Source organism: Desnuesiella massiliensis, assembly GCF_001403615.1.
Classification (GTDB): Bacteria; Bacillota; Clostridia; order Clostridiales; family Clostridiaceae; genus Desnuesiella; species Desnuesiella massiliensis.
Map to the genome: position 1 here is coordinate 573,582 of NZ_LN879457.1, position 26,683 is coordinate 600,264.

Annotated in this window: 33 protein-coding genes and 1 pseudogene; 30 read left to right on the forward strand and 4 right to left on the reverse strand. The window is 32.5% G+C overall.

Annotated features, from left to right (window positions below; translation table 11 throughout):
- Positions 1–254 precede the first annotated feature (254 nt).
- From BN2665_RS20660 to BN2665_RS20670, 3 genes are read left to right on the forward strand one after another with little or no spacing between them, the layout of a single operon-like run.
- Positions 255–2,600: a xanthine dehydrogenase family protein molybdopterin-binding subunit gene (locus BN2665_RS20660; protein WP_055669005.1), complete on the forward strand. Its 2,346-nt coding sequence runs from the start codon at positions 255–257 to the stop codon at positions 2,598–2,600.
- Positions 2,587–3,423 carry an FAD binding domain-containing protein gene (locus BN2665_RS20665; RefSeq protein ID WP_055669006.1) on the forward strand — a complete coding sequence of 279 codons (837 nt, stop codon included), beginning with the start codon at positions 2,587–2,589 and terminating at the stop codon, positions 3,421–3,423. The genes BN2665_RS20660 and BN2665_RS20665 overlap by 14 nt, the downstream gene beginning before the upstream one ends.
- Positions 3,423–3,890 (forward strand): (2Fe-2S)-binding protein, encoded by a 468-nt coding sequence (locus tag BN2665_RS20670; RefSeq protein ID WP_055669007.1) that lies wholly within the window; start codon positions 3,423–3,425, stop codon positions 3,888–3,890. The genes BN2665_RS20665 and BN2665_RS20670 overlap by 1 nt, the downstream gene beginning before the upstream one ends.
- Positions 3,891–3,950: 60 nt before the next feature.
- Here the strand turns inward: BN2665_RS20670 and BN2665_RS20675 are convergent, their stop codons facing one another.
- Positions 3,951–4,238, reverse strand: a complete 288-nt coding sequence (locus BN2665_RS20675; protein ID WP_055669008.1) for a hypothetical protein — start codon at positions 4,236–4,238, stop codon at positions 3,951–3,953.
- An 85-nt stretch (positions 4,239–4,323) separates the two neighbouring features.
- On the opposite strand from BN2665_RS20675, the gene BN2665_RS20680 reads away from it, so the two are divergent.
- A complete protein-coding gene (locus BN2665_RS20680; RefSeq protein WP_055669009.1) occupies positions 4,324–4,893 on the forward strand; it encodes a nucleotidyltransferase family protein in 570 nt (189 codons plus the stop codon).
- On the opposite strand, the gene BN2665_RS20685 is transcribed toward BN2665_RS20680, so the two are convergent.
- Together BN2665_RS20685 and BN2665_RS20690 are read right to left on the reverse strand one after the other, a co-directional pair.
- Positions 4,880–5,086: a capping complex subunit for YIEGIA gene (locus BN2665_RS20685; protein ID WP_055669010.1), complete on the reverse strand. Its 207-nt coding sequence runs from the start codon at positions 5,084–5,086 to the stop codon at positions 4,880–4,882. The genes BN2665_RS20680 and BN2665_RS20685 overlap by 14 nt on opposite strands.
- Before the next feature lie 14 nt (positions 5,087–5,100).
- Complete coding sequence (locus BN2665_RS20690; RefSeq protein WP_055669011.1) at positions 5,101–6,006, reverse strand: YIEGIA family protein; 906 nt, start codon at positions 6,004–6,006, stop codon at positions 5,101–5,103.
- 371 nt (positions 6,007–6,377) lie between these two features.
- On the opposite strand from BN2665_RS20690, the gene BN2665_RS20695 reads away from it, so the two are divergent.
- From BN2665_RS20695 to BN2665_RS20800, 24 genes and pseudogenes are all read left to right on the forward strand, one after another.
- A complete protein-coding gene (locus BN2665_RS20695) occupies positions 6,378–6,866 on the forward strand; it encodes a helix-turn-helix domain-containing protein (protein ID WP_055669012.1) in 489 nt (162 codons plus the stop codon).
- 30 nt (positions 6,867–6,896) lie between these two features.
- A complete protein-coding gene (locus tag BN2665_RS20700) occupies positions 6,897–7,262 on the forward strand; it encodes a DUF4180 domain-containing protein (RefSeq protein ID WP_055669013.1) in 366 nt (121 codons plus the stop codon).
- A gap of 71 nt (positions 7,263–7,333) precedes the next feature.
- Complete coding sequence (locus BN2665_RS20705) at positions 7,334–7,540, forward strand: alpha/beta fold hydrolase (protein ID WP_055669014.1); 207 nt, start codon at positions 7,334–7,336, stop codon at positions 7,538–7,540.
- Positions 7,541–7,806: 266 nt separating this feature from the next.
- Positions 7,807–8,517, forward strand: a complete 711-nt coding sequence (locus tag BN2665_RS20710) for a DUF421 domain-containing protein (protein WP_055669015.1) — start codon at positions 7,807–7,809, stop codon at positions 8,515–8,517.
- A 21-nt stretch (positions 8,518–8,538) separates the two neighbouring features.
- Entirely contained in the window at positions 8,539–8,904 is a 366-nt protein-coding gene (locus BN2665_RS20715; RefSeq protein WP_055669016.1) for a DUF4363 family protein, read from the forward strand.
- A gap of 390 nt (positions 8,905–9,294) precedes the next feature.
- Complete coding sequence (locus BN2665_RS20720; protein WP_082435981.1) at positions 9,295–9,696, forward strand: DUF6892 domain-containing protein; 402 nt, start codon at positions 9,295–9,297, stop codon at positions 9,694–9,696.
- An 11-nt stretch (positions 9,697–9,707) separates the two neighbouring features.
- The gene (locus tag BN2665_RS20725; RefSeq protein ID WP_242865999.1) at positions 9,708–10,220 is read left to right on the forward strand and encodes a hypothetical protein; all 513 of its coding nucleotides are present in this window, start codon (positions 9,708–9,710) and stop codon (positions 10,218–10,220) included.
- A gap of 165 nt (positions 10,221–10,385) precedes the next feature.
- Positions 10,386–10,511, forward strand: a pseudogene (locus BN2665_RS27825) (RNA 2'-phosphotransferase); the annotation flags it as partial.
- Positions 10,508–10,918 carry a hypothetical protein gene (locus BN2665_RS20730; RefSeq protein WP_055669019.1) on the forward strand — a complete coding sequence of 137 codons (411 nt, stop codon included), beginning with the start codon at positions 10,508–10,510 and terminating at the stop codon, positions 10,916–10,918. The pseudogene BN2665_RS27825 and the gene BN2665_RS20730, both read left to right, overlap by 4 nt.
- Positions 10,911–11,138, forward strand: coding sequence for a hypothetical protein (locus BN2665_RS20735; protein WP_055669020.1), 228 nt, complete (start codon positions 10,911–10,913; stop codon positions 11,136–11,138). Before BN2665_RS20730 ends, BN2665_RS20735 begins: the two co-directional genes overlap by 8 nt.
- A gap of 19 nt (positions 11,139–11,157) precedes the next feature.
- Complete coding sequence (locus BN2665_RS20740) at positions 11,158–11,580, forward strand: hypothetical protein (RefSeq protein ID WP_055669021.1); 423 nt, start codon at positions 11,158–11,160, stop codon at positions 11,578–11,580.
- Between the two features lie 99 nt (positions 11,581–11,679).
- Positions 11,680–12,138, forward strand: coding sequence for a tetratricopeptide repeat protein (locus BN2665_RS20745; protein WP_055669022.1), 459 nt, complete (start codon positions 11,680–11,682; stop codon positions 12,136–12,138).
- 111 nt (positions 12,139–12,249) lie between these two features.
- Entirely contained in the window at positions 12,250–12,804 is a 555-nt protein-coding gene (locus BN2665_RS20750; protein WP_055669023.1) for an SMI1/KNR4 family protein, read from the forward strand.
- Positions 12,805–13,056: 252 nt separating this feature from the next.
- Positions 13,057–13,977 carry a phosphotransferase gene (locus BN2665_RS20755; protein WP_055669024.1) on the forward strand — a complete coding sequence of 307 codons (921 nt, stop codon included), beginning with the start codon at positions 13,057–13,059 and terminating at the stop codon, positions 13,975–13,977.
- A gap of 78 nt (positions 13,978–14,055) precedes the next feature.
- On the forward strand, positions 14,056–15,126 hold the full coding sequence (locus BN2665_RS20760; protein ID WP_055669025.1) for a suppressor of fused domain protein: 1,071 nt from the start codon (positions 14,056–14,058) through the stop codon (positions 15,124–15,126).
- Between the two features lie 244 nt (positions 15,127–15,370).
- Positions 15,371–17,818 (forward strand): heavy metal translocating P-type ATPase, encoded by a 2,448-nt coding sequence (locus tag BN2665_RS20765; RefSeq protein ID WP_055669026.1) that lies wholly within the window; start codon positions 15,371–15,373, stop codon positions 17,816–17,818.
- Between the two features lie 43 nt (positions 17,819–17,861).
- On the forward strand, positions 17,862–18,077 hold the full coding sequence (locus BN2665_RS20770; protein ID WP_055669027.1) for a heavy-metal-associated domain-containing protein: 216 nt from the start codon (positions 17,862–17,864) through the stop codon (positions 18,075–18,077).
- Between the two features lie 178 nt (positions 18,078–18,255).
- Positions 18,256–19,173 (forward strand): aldo/keto reductase, encoded by a 918-nt coding sequence (locus tag BN2665_RS20775; protein ID WP_055669028.1) that lies wholly within the window; start codon positions 18,256–18,258, stop codon positions 19,171–19,173.
- Between the two features lie 20 nt (positions 19,174–19,193).
- Positions 19,194–19,316 (forward strand): hypothetical protein, encoded by a 123-nt coding sequence (locus BN2665_RS27830; protein ID WP_341452804.1) that lies wholly within the window; start codon positions 19,194–19,196, stop codon positions 19,314–19,316.
- A gap of 258 nt (positions 19,317–19,574) precedes the next feature.
- Positions 19,575–21,065, forward strand: a complete 1,491-nt coding sequence (locus tag BN2665_RS20780) for a PTS transporter subunit EIIC (protein ID WP_055669029.1) — start codon at positions 19,575–19,577, stop codon at positions 21,063–21,065.
- Between the two features lie 154 nt (positions 21,066–21,219).
- Positions 21,220–21,864, forward strand: coding sequence for an N-acetylmannosamine-6-phosphate 2-epimerase (locus tag BN2665_RS20785; RefSeq protein ID WP_055669030.1), 645 nt, complete (start codon positions 21,220–21,222; stop codon positions 21,862–21,864).
- Between the two features lie 109 nt (positions 21,865–21,973).
- On the forward strand, positions 21,974–22,792 hold the full coding sequence (locus tag BN2665_RS20790; RefSeq protein ID WP_055669031.1) for a MurR/RpiR family transcriptional regulator: 819 nt from the start codon (positions 21,974–21,976) through the stop codon (positions 22,790–22,792).
- A 165-nt stretch (positions 22,793–22,957) separates the two neighbouring features.
- Positions 22,958–23,590, forward strand: coding sequence for a hypothetical protein (locus BN2665_RS20795; RefSeq protein ID WP_055669032.1), 633 nt, complete (start codon positions 22,958–22,960; stop codon positions 23,588–23,590).
- A 21-nt stretch (positions 23,591–23,611) separates the two neighbouring features.
- Entirely contained in the window at positions 23,612–24,163 is a 552-nt protein-coding gene (locus BN2665_RS20800; protein WP_055669033.1) for a hemerythrin domain-containing protein, read from the forward strand.
- A gap of 147 nt (positions 24,164–24,310) precedes the next feature.
- Here BN2665_RS20800 and BN2665_RS20805 read toward each other — a convergent pair whose 3' ends face one another.
- Positions 24,311–24,595 (reverse strand): hypothetical protein, encoded by a 285-nt coding sequence (locus tag BN2665_RS20805; protein ID WP_055669034.1) that lies wholly within the window; start codon positions 24,593–24,595, stop codon positions 24,311–24,313.
- 291 nt (positions 24,596–24,886) lie between these two features.
- On the opposite strand from BN2665_RS20805, the gene BN2665_RS20810 reads away from it, so the two are divergent.
- Positions 24,887–25,630, forward strand: coding sequence for a sugar isomerase domain-containing protein (locus BN2665_RS20810; RefSeq protein WP_055669035.1), 744 nt, complete (start codon positions 24,887–24,889; stop codon positions 25,628–25,630).
- Between the two features lie 186 nt (positions 25,631–25,816).
- Complete coding sequence (locus tag BN2665_RS20815; protein ID WP_055669036.1) at positions 25,817–26,536, forward strand: MBL fold metallo-hydrolase; 720 nt, start codon at positions 25,817–25,819, stop codon at positions 26,534–26,536.
- Positions 26,537–26,683: the final 147 nt, after the last annotated feature.

Here is a 26,683-nt window from a genome sequence, read left to right on the forward strand (position 1 = left end):
TTAGTCTGACATACAGTATATTAACCTTATATAAGAATTTGAAAGCACACCTTTACTGGAAGTTATTTTGAGTATGGGTGTGTTTTTGTTTTATAAGAAATTTCTTTAAAATAGCTATTAATTCAGATGGCATTTATACATAAGTTTTAGTAGACGTTGAATAAATTGCAAGGAGTAGGCAAAAATAAATGTATATTTTAGTTTATGTATTTTAACTTAATAATAGATATTTCTCCAGAAGGAGGTAGGAGTACTTGAGCAATACCATTGGAATTGGGATAAGTGTACCAAGAAAAGAATCCTTTGATAAAGTTACGGGAAAAGCAAGATATACTGATGACACGCTTATTCCTGGCACGTTACATGCCAAGATGCTCACAAGTAGTTATGCCCATGCAAAAATTAAATCCATTGACATATCTGCAGCTAAGAAATCACCAGGCGTTCAAGCCGTAATAACAGGAGATTATTTTCCTACACTCTGTGGGACAGTGCTGGAGGATAGACCCCCGATAGCAAGAGAAAAAGTTAGGTATAATGGTGAGCCTGTTGCGGTAGTCATTGCAAATAGCGAACAAGAAGCTATGAAAGCTTTAAAACTAATAGATGTAGAGTATGAGCCCTTACCTATTGTTAATTCCATAAGCGATGCTTTGAAGCCAAATGCAAATCTTATACATGAAAATTTAGGACAGTACAAACATGCAGTACAGGATGTGCATCCTGAGGAGAATACTAATATTTCAGACAGAGTAAAAATAAGAAAAGGTGACACAGCAAAGGGCTGGGAAGAAAGCGAAGTCATAGTAGAGGGGAGTTTTTCCCTACCTCAGTCAGACCATATTGCAATGGAGACCCGAAATGCAAGAGCTCAAATTATGCCTGATGGAAGGGTAATAATTCATACTTCTTCCCAAGGTCCTTATTCTGTTAAGAAACTTATAAGCAAATATTATAATATACCAGAAGGAAATATAATTGTAAAAGTACCATTTGTAGGAGGCGGTTTTGGAGGTAAGGCAGCAATGCAGCCAGAACTTATTGCATATCTTGCTTCAAAGGCTGTAAATGGTAAGCTGGTTAAAATAGCAAATTCGAGAGAAGAGGATATTAAAACCTCTCCCTGTAAAATTGGAATTGAAGCAAACTTAAAAATAGGTGCAACAAGAGATGGAGTTATTAAAGTTCTTGAGGCTAGATATATGGTGGATGGAGGAGCTTATGCAGATATTGGTCCACGTATGACAAAGGCCATAGCAGTAGAGTGCTCTGGACCATATAATATTGAAAATATATGGTGCGACTCAATATGCGTATATACTAACCATACTTATGTTACTTCCTATCGTGGATTTGGTCACGCGGAATATACCTTTTGCATGGAGAGAATGATGGATAAGTTGGCAGCAGAACTTGATATGGATCCATTAGAACTAAGAGCTAAAAACGCTATAAAACCTGGACAATATACACCGACGCAAGTAAAAACAACCATAAGCAATATAGGTAAACTAGAAGACTGTTTAGCAAAAGTAAAAGAGTTGTCTAAATGGGATGAAGGCCAAGTGATAAAAACAGAAGAAGGCATGATTAAGGCAAAGGGCATAGGGTGCTTTTGGAAAACATCAAATTCACCTGCCGATGCTGTTTCTGGAGTTTTCCTCACTTTTAATACAGACGGAAGTATAAATCTTAATTCTGGCGCAGTTGAAATCGGGCCTGGTACAAAGACTACTTTAGCTCAAATATTAGCTGAGAAATTAAAGATGGATGTAAGTAGAATTCATGTAATGATGGGAGTAGATACTCAAGTCTCGCCAGAACATTGGAAAACTGTTGCAAGTATGACAACCTTCATGGCAGGTAGGGCTGTTCTTCGAGCAGCCGAGGATCTTATAAAACAATTAAAAAGCTTGGCTGCTGTTATTATGAAATCTCCACCGGAAGAATTAGAAGTTGAAGAAGAAAAAGTTTATTTAAAGCAAGATCCAGAAATATATGTTTCATTCAAGGATTTAGTTCGGGGGTATAAAAGGCCGAATGGTCTTGCCGTTGAAGGACAAATACTTGGTCGTGGAAGTTTTATAATGAGTCATATTACCGATATAGATGAAGCAACAGGAAAAGGCAAGCCAGGACCAGCCTGGACTGTAGGTGCCCAAGTGGTTGAAATTGAATATGATTCTACGAACTTTACATATAGACTTTTAAAGGCAATTACTGTTATAGATGCAGGTAAAGTGATTAACCCTAAAACCTCAAGAGGATTGATAATGGGAGGAATAAACATGGGATTTGGGTTAGCTACTAGGGAGACTTTTGCCTACGATGATGATGCTAGGCTCCAAACCACCACATTGCGTACCTATAAGCCCATGAGATTTGGCGAGAATCCAGAATACATAATTGAATTTATCGAAACGCCTCAGATTGATGCACCCTTTGGAGCGCGTGGATTTGCTGAACATGGTATAATAGCAATTCCCGCTGCCTTTGCCAATGCTATATCACATGCAGCCGATCATGAATTTGATAAACTGCCTATCACACCTGAAATAATTTGGAAGGCTAAGACTGGAGGAAAATATGATACCCTTTGATTTTGAATATTACAAACCTGAAACTGTGGAAGAAGCTATTCAAATATATACTGAATTAAACGGTAAAGGGAAGAAACCTTTATATTATGGTGGCGGCACTGAAATTATAAGTATGTCAAGAGCTCATAATGTATATACTGAAGCAGTAATTGACATAAAAGGAATTTCAGAATGTAATGTTCAGGGATTAAGAGATAACAAATTGATTATTGGTTCTGCTGTTACACTTACACAAATTGCTGAAGCAAACTTATTTCCTTTGCTTGGCTTAACAGTGCAAAGAATTGCAGATCATACCATACAAGATAAAATCACACTGGGAGGAAATATAGCTGGAACAATTATATACCGTGAAGCTGTGCTGCCTCTTTTAATATCAAATAGTGAGGTAGTTATAGCAAGTTCAAAGGGAAAAAAGCAAATTCTATTAAAGGATATATTCGATAAAAGAATAAAGCTTAGTGATGGAGAATTTATAGTAAATGTAATAGTAGATAGCAGCTTCCTTTCTGTACCATATTTACATGCAAAAAGAACTAAAAGCGATAAGATAGACTATCCCTTAATTACTCTTGCTGCACTTAAAGATAATAATAGAATAAATATAGCTTTTAGCGGAGTTTGTAGTTATCCATTTAGATCTTCCTCAATTGAGGATTATCTTAATGATTATAGCCTGCAAAATAATATAAGGATTAATAATGCGATAGGTAATATAACAGAGCCAATATTAAGTGATCTAAGCGGTTCCGCCGACTTCAGAAAATTTATGCTGCAAAGAATGCTTACAGAAGTATTGGAAAAATTAGGAGGGACGAATTAATGTTTAGTATCTCCGGAAAAACAGTATTAGCCTTAAATATTAATGGAGAGGATAAAGAAGTTGTGGTAAAACCCTCAGATATTTTATTGAATACTCTCCGAAATGAACTAGGACTTACAGGTGCTAAACCAGGGTGTGAAAATGGAGATTGTGGAGCATGTACTATTCTTGTAGATGGATGGCCCGTGAAATCTTGTCTAATGTTAACCGTTGAGGCAATAGGCAGGAAGATAGTTACTGTTGAGGGATTGGAAAGTGCACCAATACAAAGGGCTTTTGTAGACAATTGGAGTTTTCAATGTGGATATTGTACCTCCGGGTTCTTGATGGTTTGTCATGCCTTAGCTAATATACACCCTGATGCAAATGATCATGTAATAGAACAATGGCTACAATCAAATATATGTCGGTGTACAGGTTATGAAGAGATAAAAGATGCAATAAAATCAATTATATCAGGTAGCTGAATTTAATAGTTTAGAAAGAGTACTATATTAATAAGATTATTTGACAATACTGCTGATGCATTATGTGATATCGTCTAATATTTTATTTAAGTTATTCATCTCCATAAAAAATATATTTTTGTGCAGATGAATAACCATATCCATATTATTTGATTCAAGGTAGATACCATGACTAAGGTTTTTGGCTTTATTATTATTAATATAATTAATTATTTTTATTTGTTCAAAAACAATGGTAATGATATAAATCATATTCTCTAGTTCGCTTTTGGTAAGAGATAGCTTTGATACTAGCATGCATAAAGAGGCAGCGATCCCGACTCTAATTGCTTTTCTTTTTAAACTCATTATCTCACCTTCTTAGTTATGATAGTTATATTTTTTTCAAATAGGGGAAATGTATACATAAATAAGCATAGAAGGGAGTACTATTATGAGTATTGAGGGTGTAGTATTAGCGGCTGGGCTATCCTCAAGAGCTGGCGTATATAAGTTGACATTGGATGTATGTGGTAAAACGGTTATAGAAAGATGCATAGAATCCATGTATGATATTTGCTCTAATATAATAGTTGTTGGAGGGCATAACTATGATCTAATTGCTGATATACTAAAACCATACTGCAAAGTAAAGATGGTTTTAAATGAAAATTATATTGAAGGTATGTTCAGTTCAGTAAAAAAAGGGTTGCTTCAAGTACAGGGAGAAAAATTTTTTTTAACACCAGCGGATTATCCGTTAATAAAGAAAGAAACCTATATGGAAATGCTTTCTACTAATAAGGATATAATTGTACCTATATATAAAGATGAAAAGGGGCATCCAGTGCTTATAAAAAGTCACCTTGTAAGTGATGTTTTATTTGGAGAATATGGTAATCTCAGAGAATTCATATATGAACATGGCTTTTCTACTATATGTACAGAAGATCAAGGTATACTTATGGATATAGATACTAAGGAAGATTATATTGACTTAGTAAATAGAATCAGGTTTTACTAATAATCATATAATCTCCACAGGTAAGCTGTACAACATCTGCTTTCAAGGCTTTTGAAATATCTTCAGTTAATTGTTTCTGCTCTTCTAAGCTGCTAGCAACCAAAATTAAAGGATTACCATTTTGTGCTCTGTCCTTAGCTAAAGTTATATACGCTATTATATCGTAACCTGAGTTATGTAAGCCTGCGCCCATTATATCAACCCTTTCTATATATTAAGCTTAGATTTCATTAGTCTGGGACTCTTTTTTATGCTTTCTAGAAGAGGAGTCTTTTTTATAGTTTCAATGAATGCTCCTTCATCATAGATGATAGGAACTATCACAACCGCTATTCTTCCTGTATCATAATCGCGCTTAGTGTAGTGATATCTTTTGAGTCCTAGTGCTCTACAGACTTCAAATATTATAGCCTGCCTTTGGCCATTATGATCAAGTATTCTACTAAAATACCTTTCTTTAGGATAAATTATTGCTGCAATACCACTATTATTAATCAGTTCTCTAGCCCTATCTGTACCCAAATGATTTGTTACAAAGATATCGCCTACATATAATTCAGAATTTTTTATAGTTATTTCAGTTAGTTTTATATCGGCAATATCTCCAACAGTCTTACCTTTTGAAAAAGTTTTAAGTATATAGATTGTAAGTATTCCAGTTAGTATTCCACATAGGATATTTACCCACATAATTTTGTAAGGTATTATATGCATAGTTAAACTAGTTATAAACGCCACTAATAGTGAAAAATAGTTTCTTGCCTCAAAGGTTTTAGCTATACCGTCAATGTAAGATTCACCTCTAAAAACATGTTCTACGTTATCAAGATCCTTAAGACTTTCTTTTTCTATTCTTCGCACATCTCGAAACTGTTCGGTAGCAAGAAAAAGAAATGTAACTGCCTCGAAGTTTCTTTCAAGGAGTGCTGGAATAGCAACCGAACCTATTCCAGAAGCTATAAATCCAGTTACTAAATGAATAAGATATCCATTTGGATAACTAGGGTATTGTCTGTAGTCAATAATAAGAGTAAGATATCTTGCTAAAGTTCCGCATAATACTGGTATTATTATTAATAATATATAATACTGTGAAAGTGTTTCTTTTTCCATAAAATCCTCCACATATTTATTAGATAATCTTAAAATAGAAAACATTGATATATGATAGTTTTTCTTAATAGATATAAGTTATACATTTCATCAAGTTTTAACAGGGTATAATTCCATTATTTTTAATATCGCGAAAGGGAGATAGATTTTACAATAGAAATACATATTGATAGCTATTATGTTAGATAAGAAATTGTCATAGTATCAAAGAGGAAAATATGACCTCAAATAGGAATTCTTTTGCGAAAGCAAAGTGCGATAAAATTCATTAAAGTATAATAAAGTACAATAAAATGCAATAAACAACTTGACAAGTACAATGAAATTACATATAATTTCTTGTATAGTAATAGTGAAGGGATAGATTTTTTATGGAGGATAAGTTTTATACTATTGATCAAGTTGCAAAGATATTAGGAATGCATCACAAGACTATACGAAAGTTCATAACTGAAGGTAAGCTTTGGGCAAATAAAGTTGGAAAACAGTGGAGAATTTCAGGTCATGATTTAAGTGTTTTTATGGAGAAAAACAGTGTTAATATCAACAATAAAGAGGCAAAGGAACAGGAAAATGCTGAGTTTTCTACTAAAGAAGGAGCTTTAAATACTGTAAAACAAAAAATAAACGTATCCACTGTTATAGATATTAATGAAGTAGATATAGATCAGTATATGCGAATATCCAATACTCTCATAGCTATAATGAATTGCAAAGACCCAAACATGGGTAATTCAACAATCAATATGAAGTACTATGAGCAGGAAAACAGATTAAGAGTAATGTTGTGGGGATCAGTAAAGTTTACTGAAGAGATGTTGAGTACAATTTCCCTACTTACAGAACCAACTAATCTTTAATAAAACTATGAAGGTGAGGAGGAAAATAGGATGAATTATCAAGTTATAGAAAAAGACAATAAAAGGTATATTAAATGTGCTTCTGCTGAAACGCCGCTTAGAACAGAAAGGGATGCTTTGGATCTCATTGCTGCTAGTTTTGAAAATAATACCCCTTTAATGATAATCCATGAGGAAGCACTTTCTGAAGATTTCTTTAATCTTAGAACAGGCCTAGCGGGGACGGTGTTGCAAAAATTTATGAATTATCATATAAAAGTTGCAGCAATAATATCTAGTGAAGAAAAAATAAATGATAGATTTAGAGAAATGGCGCTTGAAGCTAACAAAGGAAATGACTTCAGGGTATATAAAAACATTACTGAAGCTGAAAATTGGATTTTAAACTTAAAATGAAATGGAGATAAACATAATGAAAACAAAAACTCATTAGGAGAAATTTTAATTATAGGCAAGAAACAATTCCTATGTTTTCTGATAGCGAATTAAAGCAATTAACTATGCCAACTGCACTTTTTGTAGGGGGAAAGGATATAATGCTTCATTCTGCTAAAACTGCAACACGCTTAGGAAACTTACTCCCCCATGCAAAGATAAATATTCAGCCAGAAGCTGGACATTCTATTGTTAATCTTTCAGATAAGATAATGGAGTTTTTGGAATCTAAACAATAATTATTTGATAAAGAAAAGGCATCTGAAATGAATTATGAACACTTATTTAGATGTTTGAGCTATGGGAAGATTGAAACACACTTACACTCTAAGTTATTTTGGGGGATAGGTGTGTTCTGCTTTATAAGTAATATATTATGAAATTAATGTTAATTTTTATATTAATGCCTCTAACAAAGATATAATTAAGACTTTCTAAAAATGATAAATAAATTTAGATAAGTAGCAAACAATATAATAAAGTCTTTTAATGGTGGTGGTTAACTTTGAACGAAGTACTAGTGATTTGTGTTAGAGGTGTAATAAGCTTTTTTACTCTCCTTATCTTTACACGAATTCTTGGAAAACAGCAAATAGGCCAAATTACTTTTTTTGATTATATATTAGGAATAACTATAGGGTCTTTTGCAGCATCACTTACCGTTGACTTAAGCAGTGCTGCCTGGCCTCATTGGGTAGGTTTGCTAGTATGGATCGTTTTGGGTATTATGCTGCAGATAGTTTCTATAAAATCTAAAAGTATATCTCAATACATAAATGATGAACCAACAATTGTGGTGTATGACGGAAAAATACTTGGCGACAATCTAAAGGAAACTAAATATACCTTAACTGATCTTTTGGAGGAACTCCGGCTTAAAGATGTTTTTGATATTAACGAAGTTAAATTAACCATAATTGAAAGAAATGGGCATATTTCTATTTTGAAAAAGGAAGACTTTCAAAATATGCTAAACAGCATGAATATCTCAGAGAACAACAAGAATTTAAATAACGAATTAATATTCAATGGGATAATAATCGATCATAATTTATCCAAGCTTGACCTTAATCGTCAATGGCTTTTTAGTGAATTAAACAGTCAGGGGTTTGATAGTCATGTAGAAGTTTTTTACGCTTTTCTTGATTCATCTATGAAATTGAAAATTGATTCTTATAAGAATAAAGTTATAAGCTCAAAAGACATATTTGTGTAATAAAGATTTAGGGTGATGCACATGAAAAAAATAAAAAAGTATGTAATTCCAATAACCGTATTAATCTTATTTGTAGCAATAATGAAATCGGGAGGTTTTTTAAAAAAACCTTTTAGCGATAAAGATGATGTTCTAGCATCCATAGAAGCTTTAAAAAAAGATATAATAGATGAAAATTGGGAGCAGGCAGAAATTGATTTTGAAAAGTTAAAGACTTCATGGAAAATAGTTGAGAAAAGGATTCAGTTCAGTGTGGAAAGAGATGAGATGCATTTAATCGATATATCTATTGCGCGAATAGAAGGTGCATTATTAATACATGATAGATCGTTTGCCATTATGGAATTAAGTGAAATTATGGAGCATTGGGATAGTCTTGAAAAGTAGGAATTTATTTAATAATAGGTTATAATTTAATAAAAACATGTTCTATTTTTTAAAACATAAAAACTCCGCTAACTATATTTTAATACAGCCTTTTTAACTGTGTCTATTTAACAGGGGGAGATTCAGGTTTAGTGTTTTTCTATTATGATAGCAGTTGAATTGTAGCATTATAGAGTGCTTTGGCAGAATCATGTTAAATAGTTTATATCTATTGGGAAAGCTAACTGTCTTTGGTTGGAGCTGAAGATCAATTCAATATGTGGGTTATTTAGAATTCCTAATTGATACTAATTATTTGAGTAAATTAGATTTTTCTAAAGCCCACGCTTACATAGAAACTAGTTAGAATGTGTTTAAAGAAGATATTAAAGGAGAAGTTATATAGATAAAATGGGTATCTTTGAAGACTTCAATTTTAAATTGGTAGTGATTGATGCTTTGTTAGACAAAAGCCCATCTTTTCAAAAAGAGTTAGAATCACTGATTGAAAAGTATACGCAAAATTATAAATGGTATACTGGAGCAGGACCTATTAAAGAGATGCTGGAATTTTTCTCTGAGTTATATATTGAGCAAAAGGATTTAGATAAGATTACAGAATTGTGTTTTGATGGTGGTAATGAAATCTATGGTTATATACAACCTGATTGGGATGGGGAAGATTTTTTCTTTGATATCCAATCCATAAAGGGAGTTGACCATATTAAAAATTTAAAGTCTGTAGAGTATATCAGTATGTTAGATGAAGAAGTCTTAGAACCAATGAAAGAACGAGGGATTACCATTGGCTAAGGATATACAGTGTGACACTTGGATATTATCATTCCACATACTTTCTAATATTGAAAATTGCACAGAAGGAAAGAATTAAAATGGAAAATTGTTTTTTTGAATTTGAAATTAACAATGAAGATAAGTTTAAAAAGTTACAAGACTTTTATTATGCTATAAAATTAAGTAAGGATCAGGAAATAATTATATCAAGTGATTCGAAATGGATTGATCATTTTGATGAAGATACTCTTATGAAATTTTGGTGGCCTTCATCGGAGGAGATTGAAGAGTATGCAAGATTATGGACAGAAACTCCAGTGGAAGAACGCTTCACATGTGCAGCATTACAACATCCATGGGATTTTGAATCAATGATAGATGCATTCGCTAATGGAGAGTATCATTTCGTATCATGTGAAAAGCTATCTGAAAGAAAAGGAAGAATTGAATATAATCCATGGTGCTGGCCATACGGTGGAGCTGATTCTTTTAGAGCATTAATAGAATACCATGGATTTAAAATACTTAGAGAGAATATTTAATAGATATATGGTTGACCTTAAATACAAAGCTAATTAATTAAATTTAGTTTTGAAAAAGATTCTGAAGATGAACCCAGAATTAGGGCCAATCAAGGTCATTTTATTCAAGTAAATCTTAATTTAAAGCTAGTAGTTCCTCCTGTAGAATTATAGCATGGAACAGCTAAAAGATTTCTTAATAGTATTCTTAAAGAAGGTATAAAAAAGGGTAGTAGACAATATGTTCATCTATCAAAAGATATTGAAACAGCTATTAAAGTTGGTGCTAGGCATGGGGAGGTCAAGATATGAATTTAAAAGTAAGTAATTTAATGCTGGACTTAGAAAAATCAGATGGTAGATATAAGTGTTATACAACTTCTTATATTAAGATTTTAGGACAAACCATTGATGAAGTAGAAATATATATAGATGCATCTAAAAGACCAATAACAATGATGAAAATAGTAAATGATTACTTAGATTGGATTGCTAATTTTTATGATGTTTTTAAGCAGTGTTATATGAATGAATTTAGAGACATTGACTTTGACGAAGCTTCTATAGAAGAAATATTTATATTTCAAGTAGAGATATATATTACAGAGGAATCAAAAGGAGCTACAATTTGTTTCAATCATGATGAAGCAGTTGGAGATCACTGGATTGAAATGGTTATTGACGAAAAAGAAATTGAAAGTTTTGCAGTGAATGGATAGAAAGATAAAAGTATATTTATACCATTCAAAGATTATAGGAAGGACACAATATAGTTACGTTAAGAAAAGAATTACAACCCCAATAATTAATGATACAACTATCTATGTTATTGCTGAAAATTATAATAGCGGCAATTTAATAGCCCTACAGGAGTTAACGGGAGAAGTTTTTGAACTTGAACATGAGGCAAATGTAAGAGTCACCACTGTTATGGACTAAAATATGGGAGGCTAAAATAATGGAAAGAAGTCTAAAAAACCACGTAATTACCACAGCAGAAAGTTTTAGTAACAATTTTTCTCATAGAGGGAATTTTGATTATAGTATAGAAAGTTTAAAAGAATTAGATGATATATTGGAAGAATTAAATGATTATGAATTTGACGAGGATACGTTATACTCAGCTGCTTCAATGGCTGGCAGCTATATCTTTGAGGTGGCACGAAGAAATTATGGAGGAGAATATTATTGGGTTCAAGAGAGAGAACAACCAGTACTTGTAACTGGACAACCTGATTTTTCTATTTCAATATATGCCTTTGAAAAAGTAAAGGGGAGAATTGTAAATGGAAAAGAAGATAGTATACCATTTTATTTTAAAGGATACATAGAGGCAGTTGAAAAAGGTAGGAAAACTGGATATAACGCAATTATCGTATAACTGAAGCTTTTTAAATGAGATTCCTGATGCTAAGAAACAAAAATGACTAGAAATGACAAGTAAAACTATAATAAATTTTTTATATAAAGGGGAAGAAAAATGAGTGATTTACCTAAGAAAATATACGAGCAAATAACTAATTTATGCAGCTTAGGAGATAGTTTAGTTGAAGAAGAAAAGTATTCAGAGGCATTAAATAAATATTTCTCAGCATTAGATTTATTACCACCGCCGGAAACACAATGGGAAGCCTCAACGTGGATTCTAGCAGCCATAGGGGATACAAACTTTATTATGAGAAATTATGAGGCTGGGAGAGATAATCTTATATGTGCAATGCATTGTCCTGGTGCTATAGGGAATCCTTTTATACATATGAGATTAGGACAATGTCGATATGAGCTTGGTGAATATGAAAAAGCTGCAGATGAACTTGCTAGAGCTTTTCTAATAGAAGGAGAAGAGATATTTAAAGATGAGGATAAAAAGTACTTAGATTTTGTTAAGTCAAAGCTTATTGAACCTAGCGGTGGTTGGAATGAGAAGAAGTCATGGTGAAAGCCTTGGTGATTATTTAGGTGATTTAACGAAGACTTCGCTTAATAAGCATTTTTAAGTTTTCGTAGTGTTTCTCTATAGTTGCAATAATAAGAGGGGGTAATATGAAATATGCAAAAACAATTGGAAATTTTAGATAACCATTTGAGAATATCAAGACCGGATTTTTATTCAAAGCTTAATGCCCCATTTAAGGAAAATGAAATTAAGGTTTTAGAAGAAAAGTATAATACTACTATACCTGATGACTTAAAAAAACTTTATCAATGGAAGAATGGACAAAGCGATGATTGCTATGATTCCTTTGTAAACAATTCAATGTTTATGCCCTTAGAAGAGGCATTGGATGCTGCTAAAGAGATGACTGAAATGATTGGTTTTGATTTTGAAATTGATAATTGGTGGAATGAAAACTGGCTGCCTATATTCCATAATGGTGGTGGAGATCATATTTGTTATGATATAGGAGGTACTTTTACTGGTAATAAGGGACAATTAATTGAGTTCTGGCATGCAGATAATGACAGAAATATTATTGCGCCAGATTTGAAATCTTTTATTGAATGTATAAATAAGTTTTACGAAACAAAATCAGTAATGGATTTTGATGAATACTTTGAAGTGGATAATATAAAAAGTTTTCCTCAAAAATTCTATCTTAAATAAAGAATGTTTGTTTCTATAAAGAATGTGAAATTGATGTAGATAGAGCTTTAGAAGCTAAAACTGGTTTTGTTGCCAATTAGAAGTTAAATCGATAGAAATGAGGAGCAGTTTATAATTGGAAAGATTTAAATTAAATCAATATTTGAGAACGGTAAAATTGTGTAGAGAAAATATAAACTCATTTTCTGTCTATACATTTTCTTTAGAAGAAGTATGAAATTTATTCATTTATGTATATAGGAGGAAATCCTTATGAAACATATAGCAAAAGACATAATTAAGAAATATTATTCTACAGAAGCAAAAACTATTACTGCACTTGGTGGTGGTTTTTACGGACGGGTTTTCTTAGTAGAACTTGAAAAATCACCATATAAGGTTGTGCTCAAAGTATATCTTTTTAATGGATTAGCTGATAAGGAAAAACAACAGCTAGAGATTTTATCAAAATATGCAATCATAAGAATGCCAAAGGTATATTTTACTCATTATCATGATATTTCATTACCGAACGATGTATTAGCTATGGAATATTTAGAGGGAGTAAATGCAGGAATGCAGGAACAGATAAATGAAGAGTACCTAGATTATATTGGTGATAAGATGGTAGATAATTTGATTGCCTATCATTGTGTAGAGAACAAGGAAGGCTTTGGAGAAATTGGAGCAGATGCTTTTGTAAAAGATTGGCGTGAATATTATAAAGTCAAAGTAGATGATATATACGAAAGAGCAACAAAGATGTTTCATAGTGGAAAGTTGAATGAAACAATTTATGAAGTAATTGATAAAGCATATAAATCGTATGATAAGATATTTTATTTGCCAATTACTAAAGCTTGTTTAATTCATGGAGATTACAACACATGGAACATTATGCTTAACAAGGAATTAACAGATGTTGCTGCTATAATTGACCCATTTAATTGTTGCTGGGCCGATCCTGAAATTGACTTATATCAACTAAGCAATGCTAATGGATCATATTTTTCTTTAATCGAACGATATAAGAAAAAAAGAAAGCTAAGTGAAAACTTTGAACTAAAAAATAGTTTTTATGAGTTATTTACAGAAATTATGCATTTTTATGATGCACAGATAGATATTGCTAAATCAAATATTTTAAGCGAAACGATGCATCTAAAAGAACAAATGCTTTTACATTGCATATAAAAAGTGTATAAAATGAAAGGAGGATAGATTTAGTGAGAGTTTGGTACTTACAATGCACCCTCTCACTAAAGATAATTTATGTGTAAAGAAGATAAAGATGAAGTACAAGCTATAGGGTGGCAAGCAATTGATGATGCTTTAAAAAATATATATGAAAACCAAGAGCCTAAACATTACGGTACAGTAATACCCTATTTCTTAGGAGGAAAGGACCCTTTACAAGGAATAAGTGTTTATGAAAGGAAGGAGCCTATGCCTCATTGGCATTTTATTACATATGGATTTTCAGAGCTTTATGAGAAAGAGTGGGAAGATCTAGAATACAGTGGATACGGCTTTGAACTTACTTTTAGATTGAAAAAGGAGGATTCAGATACTGAACCACCAAATTGGGCATTGAATTTTCTTCAAAACATTGCAAGATATGTGTTTTCAACAGGAAACTATTTTGCAGCAGGACACTATTTAAATGCTAATGGACCAATTGCTGCCGACACAGATTCATTGATTGGTTCTATAGCTTTCGTAGAAGATCCAGAATTATCAGCTATGGATACACAAAATGGAAGAGTTGAGTTTTTACAAATAGTGGGTATAACTGTAGATGAGGAAGATGCAATAAAATGTTGGAATAGTACTGAAGTTTTAAAGGTATTTGCTAAATATATGCCTCTATATATAACTGATCTAAATAGGGATTCCCTACTAAATAGTGAAGAGATAAAAGTATTAATAGAAAAAGGCACTGAAAGAGACGGATCAAACACAAGAACATTATTTAATGATAAGCTTTCTTGGAAAGAGAGCAGAGGATTACTTACAGGGAAAAGCTATGAAATTACTATAGGTGCACATCAAGCCGAAACTTTAGGGAAAGTTTTAAAAGGTCGTATTCTGAAGGATAGAGAGTTAATTCTTATTGGCAAGAACAGCAATATAACTATTAATTATTCAAAAGAGCCAGAAGTGAAAATTAACGAAAATAATTTAGAACTTAGAATAAGTAAAGAAACAGCACTTGAAATAGCTTCTGAATTAGTTCCAAAGGAAAAAAGCTTTACTTTAAGCACAATGAAAAAGATAAAGTTTAAAATAGAAAAAACAGAGATAAAAGATCAAGAAGGAAAGGTAGTACAGGTTATTGGTTAAAATTAATATAAAAGAACAATGTATAAGGAAAGCTTGATAGGTTAACTATCAAGCTTTATTTTATATACAATTTTATTAATAGAATAAGTATCTTATATATAATTTAGTGATGAAAAAGAAAAATTTTTTTAAAAAAGAGGTTGACATAGTTCGATTTTAATATTATTATTTAAATATACCACCCCACATGGGTGGGGGGCTAAAAGTGATTGGTAAATAAAAATTATGTAAGGAGTGAAATTACATGGCAACTAAGTCATTAAAAATAGAAGGAATGACCTGTGCGTCTTGCGCAAAAGCTGTAGAAAGGGCCACTAAAAAACTGCAGGGTGTAACTGAATCAAATGTTAACTTTGCTACAGAAAAACTAAGTATAGAATTTGATGAAGCAAAGGTTTCAGTAGGAGATATCCAAGCAGCCGTTGAAAAAGCAGGATATAAGGCTATTAGTGATACTGCTAATAAAACTATGAAAATAGAAGGAATGACTTGCGCCTCTTGCGCAAAGGCAGTAGAAAGAGCTACAAGAAAACTTGATGGAGTTACAGAAGCAAATGTTAATTATGCAACTGAGAAATTAATTATAAACTATGAGCCTTCAAAGGTTAAAGTTATAGATATAAAGAAAGCGGTAGAAAAAGCAGGCTATAAGGCTATAGAAGAAGAGAGCACAGTAGACACAGATAAAGAGCGAAAAGAAAAAGAAATGAAACTATTGTGGAAAAAATTTATTATATCTGCCATATTTACAGTGCCACTACTTTATATATCTATGGGGCATATGATGGGACTTCCTCTTCCTGATTTTATTAATCCAATGATGAATCCTGAAGCTTTTGCCTTATCACAATTATTTCTAACTATACCTGTTATAATTGCTGGTAACAAATACTACACCATTGGATTTAAAGCATTGATTAGAAGAAATCCAAATATGGACTCACTTATTGCCATAGGTACATCGGCAGCGGTTCTTTATGGTGTATTTGCAACAGTTAAGATTATTGGTGGAGATACAAAGTATGCCATGGATTTATACTTTGAATCAGCAGCAGTAATCATCACTTTAATAACCCTTGGTAAGTATCTAGAATCTGTTTCTAAGGGAAAGACCTCTGAAGCTATAAAAAAGCTTATGGGACTTGCGCCTAAAACAGCTATAGTTATAAGGAATGGAAAAGAAACAGAGATCACTATTGAAGAAGTAGAAGTAGGAGATGTAATAATAGTTAAACCAGGAGAAAAGATGCCTGTAGACGGGGAGGTAGTTGAAGGTACTACTTCAGTAGATGAATCAATGCTTACCGGTGAAAGTATTCCGGTAGAAAAAAATACTGGTGATAAGATTATTGGAGCAAGTATAAATAAAAATGGAACTATAAAATATAAAGCTACTAAAATTGGTAAAGATACAGCACTTGCTCAAATCATAAAATTAGTTGAAGATGCTCAAGGCTCTAAAGCTCCAATTGCAAAACTTGCAGATGTTATTTCAGGTTACTTTGTTCCAATAGTTATTGCCTTAGCGACTATTTCAGGTTTAGCATGGTATTTCTTTGGAGGACAATCAACAATTTTCTCCCTTACAATATTTATTTCTGTTTTAGTAATTGCTTGCCCATGTGCTCTTGGACTTGCAACACCAACAGCTATAATGGTTGGTACAGGTAAAGGTGCAGAATATGGTGTTTTGATAAAAAGCGGTGCAGCACTAGAAACTGCTCATAAGATACAAACTATAGTATTTGATAAAACAGGTACTATTACTGAAGGTAAACCCAAGGTTACAGATGTAGTTGTTGCAAATGGTATAACAGAAAATGACCTATTACAGTTGGCTGCGTCCGCGGAAAAAGGATCAGAACATCCACTTGGTGAAGCAATTGTTAAGGGGGCAGAAGAAAGAGGACTAGAATTTAAGAAACTTGATTTCTTTAAGGCTATTCCTGGCCATGGAATTGAAGTGAAAATAGATGGTAAAGATATTTTACTTGGAAACAGAAAGCTTATGGTTGAAAGTAAAATATCCCTAGAAAGATTAGAAAAAACTTCAGATAACTTAGCTGGAGAAGGTAAGACTCCAATGTATATAGCAATAGATAATAAGATAGCAGGTATCATAGCTGTTGCTGATACTGTTAAAGAAAATAGTAAGAAAGCAATAGAAAAGCTTCATAAAATGGGAATTGAAGTTGCAATTATAACTGGAGATAATAAGAGAACTGCTGAAGCTATAGCTAAACAAGTTGGAATAGACAGAATATTAGCTGAAGTATTACCACAAGACAAGGCAAATGAAGTTAAAAAGCTCCAAGCTGAAGGCAAAAAGGTGGCCATGGTTGGTGATGGTATAAATGATGCTCCAGCACTAGCACAAGCAGATATAGGGATAGCTATAGGTTCAGGAACAGATGTGGCTATGGAATCAGCAGATATAGTTCTTATGAAGAGTGACCTGATGGATGTTCCTACTGCTATACAATTAAGTAAAAGCACCATAAGAAATATTAAGGAAAACTTATTCTGGGCCTTTGGATATAATACCATAGGAATACCAGTAGCTATGGGAATCCTATATGCCTTTGGAGGACCATTATTAAATCCTATGATAGCAGGAGCAGCAATGAGTCTTAGCTCTGTGTCAGTATTAGCCAATGCTTTAAGATTAAAGAGGTTTAAACCAGTTAGATAGATATTGAAATATATATTATAAAGAATACAAGGAGGAGTATAAAATGAAAAAGAAAATATTAGTAGAAGGTATGAAATGTGGAAACTGCGCTAAGCATGTAAAGGAAGCATTAATTAAGATAGAGGGTGTAAATAGTGCAGAGGTAAATTTATCTGATAAATATGTTATAGTTGAAACAAAGGCTGAGATAAGTGAAGAGACTATAAAATTAGCTGTTAACACTGAGAAATACAATGTAGTTGGAATAGAGACATTATAAATAAATAGAGGAGCTTTGGTGACTAAGTTTACCAAGGCTCTTTTACTTGTATGCTGCTAGTGTTATCCCAGATCAATAGATCCACTAATATGAGGGTATCTAATATAATTGTAGAGTTATATTAAAAAATAATATATAATATATTTTAAAAATAAAGGTACTTAAGGAAGGATATAATATGAAGAAAATTGATATTGGTAAATCAGGATTTAAAGCCTCAGAAATTGTATTAGGGTGCATGAGGATTAACAAAATGTCCGTAGAAGAACTATCTAATTATGTAGGTGTAGCTATGGAAGAGGGCATTACCCTTTTTGACCATGCTGATATTTATGGTAGAGGGTACTGTGAAGAGCTTTTTGGAAAAATGTTAACTTCTAGACCGGGACTCCGTGATAAAATACAAATTCAAAGCAAATGTGCTATTCGTCCAGGATATTATGATTTTTCCAAGGGACATATATTAGATTCTGTGGATGGAATACTACAAAGATTAAGAACAGATTATTTAGATCTATTGATTCTTCATAGACCAGATACACTAATGGAACCTGAAGAAGTAGCGGAAGCTTTTGATGTTTTGCAGTCCAGCGGTAAAGTTCGTAACTTTGGTGTTAGCAATTTCAATAGTATGCAGATTGAATTATTAAAATCTTCTGTTAAGCAACCACTCATTGTAAATCAAATGCAATTTAGTATTATGCATTGCGGAATGATAAATAGCGGTATACAAACTAACACATTGTTCGAAGGATCTTTAGACCGAGACGGCAGTATACTAGAATATTGTCGCTTAAAAAATATTACATTACAAGCTTGGTCGCCATTCCAATATGGTTTCTTTGAAGGTGTCTTCATAGATAATGATAAATTTCCAGAGTTAAATACTGTATTAGGGCGTATTGCAAAAGAAAAAGGAGTAAGTAAATCTGCCATTGCAGTTGCCTGGATTCTTAGACATCCAGCTAAAATGCAGACAATTGTTGGAACCACTAATGTAGAACGCTTAAAAGATATCTGTACAGCAAGCAACATAGAATTATCAAGACCAGAATGGTATGAAATCTATCGTGCAGCAGGAAATCGCTTACCATAGAACATGTAAACTTAAAGCGTATTGGTAAAAATGAAGCTTGGCTTTTAAAAGAACTTAAAAAACAAGGATTTAAAGACTATAAGAAGGAAGTGACTCTAGCAGAATTAGATCTTTCCTGGAATTTAATTGGTTTAAAGAAGTAGATTCAAGCCGTGCCCGTAAAGGGTGCGGCTTGTTAATTTAAAATAAACTAATAATGCTATTCATAAAAGTTATAGATAAATAATAAATTATAATAATTTATTGTGTTATAATCTATTTTAAATTAGAAAATAGTTTTCATAAAAATGATATTGCAGAAAATTATTTTATATGATAGACTTAAGATAAACAAGTAAATGGTTTTCATAATAGCGCTATGAATGAAAATAAATTTATATTTTATTAGGGGAGGAATAATAATGTTTAAAAACCTACAAAAAATTGGTAAAGCCTTCATGTTACCTATAGCTATTTTGCCAGCAGCAGGTTTATTGTTAGGCATTGGTGGAGCATTATCAAATCCAAATACAATTCAGGCTTATCCATTTTTAAATGTATTTTGGATACAAGCTTTATTTTCAATAATGAAGGCAGCAGGAGAAGTAGTATTTGGTAATCTAGCACTTATTATGTGTATTGGACTTGCTGTTGGTTTAGCTAAGACAGATAAAGGAACAGCTGGACTTGCAGCTGCAGTATCCTTCTTAGTAATGAATGGTTCTATTAAAGCAATGATAGCTGTATTTAATCCAGCAGTTAAATCAATTGATACAGGTGTAGTAGGTTCTATAGTTATAGGTGTGTTAGTAACTTACTTGCATAACAAGTATCATGATATTCAATTACCAGCAGTTTTAGGTTTCTTTGGAGGATCTAGATTTGTTCCAATAGTTTCATCCTTTGTATCTATCGGAGTAGCACTTATATTTTTCTTAATTTGGCCTACATTCCAAGGATGGTTAACTAGTGCAGGAACAGCCATAGCTGGCTTTGGAGTAATAGGAACATTTTTATATGGATTTCTATTAAGACTTACAGGAGCAGTAGGATTACACCATATGATATATCCTCTATTCTGGTTTACAGAACTAGGAGGAACAGCAGAGATAGCAGGAAAGACCATAGTTGGAGCTCAAAATATATTCTTTGCACAGCTTGCAGATCCAAATCATGTGGGATTATACACTGAAGGAACAAGATTCTTTGCAGGACGTTTTGCAACAATGATGTTTGGATTACCAGCAGCATGCTTAGCTATGTATCATTGTGTACCAAAGGAAAAGAGAAAGCTTGTAGGTGGATTATTTTTAGGGGCTGCCCTTACCTCCTTTATAACAGGAATAACAGAACCTATAGAATTCATGTTTTTATTCGTAGCTCCATGGCTATATGTAGTTCATGCTTTCTTTGATGGATTATCCTTCCTAGTGGCAGATTTATTAAAAATAAGAATAGGTAATACTTTCTCTGGTGGAGTTATAGACTTTACATTATTTGGAACACTTCAAGGTAATGATAAAACTCATTGGGTATTAGTATTATTAGTGGGAGCAGTATGGGCATGCTTATATTACTTTACCTTTAGGATATTAATAACTAAATTCAATGTAATGACTCCAGGACGTGAAGAGGATGGAGAAGAGGTTAAGGTTGTTACAAAGAGCTCTTTAAAGGATACTGCCATAGAAATTTTAGCAGCTTTAGGAGGAAAAGAAAATATAGAAGATGTGGATGCATGCATAACAAGGCTTAGAGTTTCCGTTAAAGATGTATCTATAGTGGATAAAGCTTTAATAAAGAATTTAGGAGCTACAGCGGTGTTAGAGGTAAAAGGCGGCATTCAAGCTATATTTGGAGCTAAGGCAGATCCAATTAAACAAAAGATTAGTGAGATACTAGATTCGGAATAATAAATGTTTATTTAAATGTAGGAGGCTGTAAAAAAAGGTGTTCTATAGGTTTCCCTACACCGCGCGTGGAGCCCCACGAGCGGCCCGTGAAAAAGAACACCTATGTTTTTCACATCCTCCTGTAGATTAATCATAGAAATATTGGAGGCGCAAGATGGAAAAAGGATTAATAGTATCATGTCAAGCATTACCGGAGGAACCATTGCATAGTCCTTTTATAATGAGTAAAATGGCACTAGCAGCAAAAGAAGGTGGAGCCGTAGCTATTAGAGCTAATGGAGTAGAGGATATAAAGGCTATTAAAAAGGAAGTGGATCTCCCTATAATAGGAATAATAAAAATAAACTATCCTAATATAAAGCCTTATATAACTCCTACAATGAAAGAGATAGAAGAGCTTTTAGCTATCAATGTGGATGTTATTGCTTTGGATGCTACTATAGATCAGGATGAGGAATTCTTAAAATCTTTAAAAAGAATTTATCCAAATCAAAAATTTATGGCGGATATATCTACAGTGGAGGAAGCTGTAAGGGCAGAATCTTTAGGTTTTGATTATATAGGAACAACGCTTGTTGGGTATACAGATCAATCAAAAAATTTAAATAACTTTGATGTTTTAGAGGCTCTAGTAGAAAAATGTAAAAAGCCAATAGTGGCTGAAGGAAATTTTGATACACCAGAAAAGGCAAGGAAAGCCTTAGATATGGGAGCTTATACTGTAGTGGTAGGAGGAGCAATTACAAGACCTCAGTTAATAACAAAGAAGTTTGTAGAAGAAATAAATAAGAGCTTATAATATTTTAAAGGTATGTGATGAAAATCCATTTCATTGCATACCTTTCTTGACTTTATACGCTATATTTTACATAATAGAATATATGAAAGATGTATAGCGGAGGAAGTCTATGGACGTTTTAGGTGAGATACAAAAAAAGTATACAGGATTTTCTGAAAAGGAAAGAAATATAGCAGATTATATTTTAAAAAATACTGACAGCATTAAGAATATAAATATTTCAGATTTAGCAGAGAGAGTGAGCGTGTCTGGAGCCACTATAACTAGGTTTTGCAAGAAGATAGGATGTAATAGCTTTGTAGATATGAAAATACAAATCAGCGGTGCTTATAATAAGATAGATAAGAATAAAGATGAAGGAATACTTTCAGATGTTTATTATTTCTATAAAAACGTTATAGAGAGAACTAATCGCCTTATAGATAAAGATATGATATTTAAGTTGGTTAAGGATATAAAAAAAGCAAGAAGAATATATATATATGGGGTAGGAAGCTCCGGTCTCACCGCCTCAGAGATGATGTTAAGACTCATAAGAATGGGCTTTGATGTTCATAGTATAACAGACTCCCATATGATGATAATAAATAGCGCTATAGTAACAGAGGAGGATTTGGTTATAGGTATATCTATATCCGGAGAAACAGCAGAGGTGATACAATCCTTAAGAGTAGCTAAGGAAAATGGAGCTAAGGTGGTTTCTATTACAAGCTTTGAAGAAAGCAGCGTAGCTCACTATTCAGATATGACCCTTATCGTATATAACTCTGGATTTGTGGATAAGGAAAGATTTGTGAATAGCCAATTTTCAGCTATATATCTTATAGATTTAATATCTACAGTATTGCTAAAGAATAATGAGCTCAAGAAGAAGATGCAGATAACTATAAATGCTATAATAGGAAGAGAAGAAAAAAATAAAGATTAAGAAATTGGATACAGGAAGGTTAATATGAAACTCTGCGATTTTTGATTGCAGGGTTTTAATTTTTTTGTAACCTTTGTTACCGAAATTAATTATCAAGTGATATAAAATATAAATATAGTCTAAAGGAAATAATAAAAATAAAGTTTATATATGGAGGAATTAGTTATGAGTTTATACTTAGGTAAAATACATTATTGGTTATATAATAAAATAGTTTGGTTTGAAAACTTAGAAAAGGAAATAATAAACTTTGCTGAGAATAATAATCTGCCTGTGGAGCAGATAAAGGAAGAAGTTCTATCAAAGTATGAGGCGCCAACAGAAAATAAACCTTTAGAGCAAATAATAGATACTTCAAATATCCATGGTTGGCTCCAAAGTAAAATTCACGCAGCAGAAGGAAGACAGGCAGCTTGGGTTACAGCTATATTAAAGGAGAAAGAAGGATATAAAAAAGATTTAATGGACATATTTAAAAAGCAAGGAGAAAAATGTGGAGTAGAGCATAGAGAAAAAAATTATCCCACAATGCCTGAAGAGATGTATAATGCATTAAATGATTATATATTAGAGGGAATGCCTTGTGATAGGGTAAATGTTGTCTTAAGTTCTGATGAAAATGAAATAGTTTGGAAGGCTACTCAATGTCTCCATAGTCCACACTGGCAGGCAGTAGGTGGTAAAGTTCAAAATTTCTATGATTTAAGAGAAGCTTGGATTTCTGCTTTTGTAACTTCTTTAAATGATGATTTTCATTTTGAAGCTTTAGGGGATAGTACCTATTCTATTAAAAGATAGTTTGAGAAGGAGGAATATAAAATGAGTGCAATTCAGTTAATGGTAGATGAGCATAAGAATATAAAACGTATGTTAGGTGTTATAAGGAAGTATTGCTTTAAGGTATTAAAGAACGAGGATGTAGACTACAAAGATTTTTATAAGATTATAGATTTTGTGAGAAATTATGCAGATAAACACCATCATGGAAAAGAGGAAGATTATCTATTTAATAGAATGATTGAAGAGATAAAGGGACCGGCTGAAAAACTAGTAAGACAAGGTATGTTAGTAGAGCATGACTTTGGAAGATTGTATATGCAAAACCTAGAAAAAGCTCTTATAGCCTTTGAAAAGGGTGAGGAAGAAGCAAAGCTCGATATTATTGCTAATGCTATAGGTTATACAGATTTGCTTTACAGACATATTGAAAAAGAAGATGATGTAGTATATAAATTTGCAGAGAGAAGCCTAAGCAAGGAAACCCTAGAGCAATTAGATGCAGATTGTGAAAAGGTTGAGGAAGAAGCAAAGGAAAAAGGAATACAAGATAAATATTTAAATCTAATTAATGAGCTAGAAAGTAAAATTTAATAGCCCCTCAAGCCCCTTTGAAGAACCCACTTAAATGTAGAGAAACAACTTCCACTATTAACTTATACATGCACCATAATGGCTTAAAGATGCCATTTTGGAACATGTATAAGTTAAGTCTTCGTAGTGTTTCTCTATAGGTGGGCTTCATTTTTTATTAAGATTATTTTTATCTTTTTTCTGCATATCTAAAATTCTAAGTATATCAATAAAAGTAATGTTTTTAACTTTTGCTAGTATTTCTGGAGTTGCTTGACTTAAAGGAATTGTTCTAATACATTTCCTTTTTCCGTTTTTATCCGTAACATAAACTCTTATAACATCACCTTCTAGTATATATTCAACTTGCGAATTATTAGAGCTATAGGAATCACTTTTTATATTCTTTTTATAGCTTGAATTTATTCTCGAATAATTCGTACCAACTTTCATAATAAATACCCCTTTAACATAAAACTTATTTTATTATTTTATTATCGGTATAAATAAAGATTTATTTATATATTTGCTAATTAAACTATATTTTTGAAAAGCTTCTAATATTAAATTGCCACATTTATTAGAAGGGTTTGAATTTACTTTGAGAGAATACTTTTATATAATGGTGTTAAAATGATGCTTGCAGAAATTATAATTTGGAGGTAATGATTTCTCCTTGCGGACAATCGCAGTAAGAGCACTAGGTAAACTATTTGGAATATAGAAATAGGAGGCAAAAGATTAATGAGTAAATATGTGGAATGGTATTTTAACCATGTAAAAGAAATAATAGATAAGGTTTATGAGACTCAGAAAGAGAATATTGATAGAGCCTCAGAACTATTTGCGGCTGCCATAGAAAAAGGTAACTCCATATTTGTATTTGGAGCTTCCCATGCAGGGATATTAGCTGAGGAGCTATTTTATAGAACTGGAGGACTCGCGTTGATAAACCCTATATTCAATCCTACATTGATGCTAAATACTCGTCCTGTAACTCTGACCTCTCAAATGGAGCGCTTAAATGGTTTTGGAAAAGAGATTCTAAAGGCTGCTCTTATAAAGAAGGATGATGTACTGCTTATTCATTCAGTGTCTGGAAGGAACTCAGTTTCCGTTGAAATGGCTATAGAAGCAAAGAAGCTCGGAGCTCAGGTAATAGTTATGACAAATATGACCTACTCAAGTCAGGTAACTTCAAGACATGCTTCTGGAAAACTGCTTTATGAAGTAGGTGATGTGGTAATAGATAATTGTGGAGATTTTGAGGATTCCAGTACTTTAGTAGAAGGTATGGAGCAAAAGGTAGCCCCTACTTCTACAGCGGTGGGAGCTGTTATAGCAAATGCTATAGTAATTGGGGTAGTTGAAAAGCTACAAGAAAGAGGGATAACTCCTCCAGTGTTCCACAGTGCCAATGTAGATGGTGGAGACGAGTTTAACAAAACCCTATTTGAAGAATATAAGGATAGGATTTTCTATCAATAATCTTATAATAGTGGAAAGCTAAGATATCCAGTGTTCAGTTTCAGAGAAATGAAGCGTGAAGGCTGGATATTTATTTTGGATTACGGACAAGTTTAATGTAGAATCATTTATGCACTTGAAAGATTTTCTAGAATAGATTTAATATAATAGGGGAAGCTTATGTATTAATTGTGGAGGGTCAAAACAATGAATAAATTAACGGTTTTAGAGATTAAATTTGATTTTAATGGGGATACAAATAGCATTTTTCCAGTTATATTAAGTGATGAAGAGGAAATGATTTTAATTGATTGTGGTTATCCTAATTTCCTGCCTTTAATAAAAGCTGCTGCTGAAGCAAAGGGACTTGATATGAGCAAGTTAACTAAAATAATTATAACTCACCATGATTTCGACCATATGGGAGCCTTAGCAGAATTTAAAAGAGAATATCCTCATATTAAAATTCTTTCCTCCATTGATGATGCTAAGTATATCAGCGGTAAGGAAAAGTCATTAAGATTACAGCAAGCAGAGGCTATATATGATGAACTACCAGAAGAACAAAAGGAAAATGCATGGAATTTTCAGAGATTCCTTGAATCTATAGAAAATGTTGAGGTGGATATTTGTTTAAGAGACAAGGAAGCATTTTCTTGGTGTGGGGGCATAGAAATAGTTGGTACTCCAGGACATATGCCAGGTCATATATCAATTTACGTTAAAGATAGTAAAACCTTAGTTGCGGGAGATGCATTGGTAGTAGAAGATAATAAATTAGTTATTGCAAACCCACAATATACTTTAGATATTGATGAAGCAAGAAAATCAATTGAAAAGCTATTAAATTATGATATCCATAGAATTATCTGTTATCATGGTGGAATATATACAGAAAGTATTAAAGAAGCATTACAGAATATTTAAAATATAAGAAAAATTTTATTGCAATTTGCAAGATACAAGCATATAATGGTTATGTAGTAAATTACTACTATTAAAATAAGGAGGTCGTGAATATGTTAGGAAACAGAAGATTTACATTAGGCAATGGGAATCTTTCAGCACAATTTA

What these genes read in the sequence shown, in the direction of transcription:
- BN2665_RS20805 (WP_055669034.1), bottom strand. Translation starts at nt 24,595, where the DNA reads ATGAAAGTTGGTACGAATTATTCGAGAATAAATTCAAGCTATAAAAAG.
- BN2665_RS20670 (WP_055669007.1), top strand. Translation starts at nt 3,423, where the DNA reads ATGTTTAGTATCTCCGGAAAAACAGTATTAGCCTTAAATATTAATGGA.
- BN2665_RS20720 (WP_082435981.1), top strand. Translation starts at nt 9,295, where the DNA reads ATGGGTATCTTTGAAGACTTCAATTTTAAATTGGTAGTGATTGATGCT.
- BN2665_RS20675 (WP_055669008.1), bottom strand. Translation starts at nt 4,238, where the DNA reads ATGAGTTTAAAAAGAAAAGCAATTAGAGTCGGGATCGCTGCCTCTTTA.
- BN2665_RS20810 (WP_055669035.1), top strand. Translation starts at nt 24,887, where the DNA reads ATGAGTAAATATGTGGAATGGTATTTTAACCATGTAAAAGAAATAATA.
- BN2665_RS20665 (WP_055669006.1), top strand. Translation starts at nt 2,587, where the DNA reads ATGATACCCTTTGATTTTGAATATTACAAACCTGAAACTGTGGAAGAA.
- BN2665_RS20785 (WP_055669030.1), top strand. Translation starts at nt 21,220, where the DNA reads ATGGAAAAAGGATTAATAGTATCATGTCAAGCATTACCGGAGGAACCA.
- BN2665_RS20750 (WP_055669023.1), top strand. Translation starts at nt 12,250, where the DNA reads ATGCAAAAACAATTGGAAATTTTAGATAACCATTTGAGAATATCAAGA.
- BN2665_RS20695 (WP_055669012.1), top strand. Translation starts at nt 6,378, where the DNA reads ATGGAGGATAAGTTTTATACTATTGATCAAGTTGCAAAGATATTAGGA.
- BN2665_RS20815 (WP_055669036.1), top strand. Translation starts at nt 25,817, where the DNA reads ATGAATAAATTAACGGTTTTAGAGATTAAATTTGATTTTAATGGGGAT.
- BN2665_RS20795 (WP_055669032.1), top strand. Translation starts at nt 22,958, where the DNA reads ATGAGTTTATACTTAGGTAAAATACATTATTGGTTATATAATAAAATA.
- BN2665_RS20685 (WP_055669010.1), bottom strand. Translation starts at nt 5,086, where the DNA reads ATGGGCGCAGGCTTACATAACTCAGGTTACGATATAATAGCGTATATA.
- BN2665_RS20735 (WP_055669020.1), top strand. Translation starts at nt 10,911, where the DNA reads ATGGATAGAAAGATAAAAGTATATTTATACCATTCAAAGATTATAGGA.
- BN2665_RS20800 (WP_055669033.1), top strand. Translation starts at nt 23,612, where the DNA reads ATGAGTGCAATTCAGTTAATGGTAGATGAGCATAAGAATATAAAACGT.
- BN2665_RS20765 (WP_055669026.1), top strand. Translation starts at nt 15,371, where the DNA reads ATGGCAACTAAGTCATTAAAAATAGAAGGAATGACCTGTGCGTCTTGC.
- BN2665_RS20740 (WP_055669021.1), top strand. Translation starts at nt 11,158, where the DNA reads ATGGAAAGAAGTCTAAAAAACCACGTAATTACCACAGCAGAAAGTTTT.
- BN2665_RS20775 (WP_055669028.1), top strand. Translation starts at nt 18,256, where the DNA reads ATGAAGAAAATTGATATTGGTAAATCAGGATTTAAAGCCTCAGAAATT.
- BN2665_RS20690 (WP_055669011.1), bottom strand. Translation starts at nt 6,006, where the DNA reads ATGGAAAAAGAAACACTTTCACAGTATTATATATTATTAATAATAATA.
- BN2665_RS20780 (WP_055669029.1), top strand. Translation starts at nt 19,575, where the DNA reads ATGTTTAAAAACCTACAAAAAATTGGTAAAGCCTTCATGTTACCTATA.
- BN2665_RS20790 (WP_055669031.1), top strand. Translation starts at nt 21,974, where the DNA reads ATGGACGTTTTAGGTGAGATACAAAAAAAGTATACAGGATTTTCTGAA.
- BN2665_RS20705 (WP_055669014.1), top strand. Translation starts at nt 7,334, where the DNA reads ATGTTTTCTGATAGCGAATTAAAGCAATTAACTATGCCAACTGCACTT.
- BN2665_RS20730 (WP_055669019.1), top strand. Translation starts at nt 10,508, where the DNA reads ATGAATTTAAAAGTAAGTAATTTAATGCTGGACTTAGAAAAATCAGAT.
- BN2665_RS20700 (WP_055669013.1), top strand. Translation starts at nt 6,897, where the DNA reads ATGAATTATCAAGTTATAGAAAAAGACAATAAAAGGTATATTAAATGT.
- BN2665_RS20715 (WP_055669016.1), top strand. Translation starts at nt 8,539, where the DNA reads ATGAAAAAAATAAAAAAGTATGTAATTCCAATAACCGTATTAATCTTA.
- BN2665_RS20680 (WP_055669009.1), top strand. Translation starts at nt 4,324, where the DNA reads ATGAGTATTGAGGGTGTAGTATTAGCGGCTGGGCTATCCTCAAGAGCT.
- BN2665_RS20760 (WP_055669025.1), top strand. Translation starts at nt 14,056, where the DNA reads ATGTGTAAAGAAGATAAAGATGAAGTACAAGCTATAGGGTGGCAAGCA.
- BN2665_RS20770 (WP_055669027.1), top strand. Translation starts at nt 17,862, where the DNA reads ATGAAAAAGAAAATATTAGTAGAAGGTATGAAATGTGGAAACTGCGCT.
- BN2665_RS20745 (WP_055669022.1), top strand. Translation starts at nt 11,680, where the DNA reads ATGAGTGATTTACCTAAGAAAATATACGAGCAAATAACTAATTTATGC.
- BN2665_RS20755 (WP_055669024.1), top strand. Translation starts at nt 13,057, where the DNA reads ATGAAACATATAGCAAAAGACATAATTAAGAAATATTATTCTACAGAA.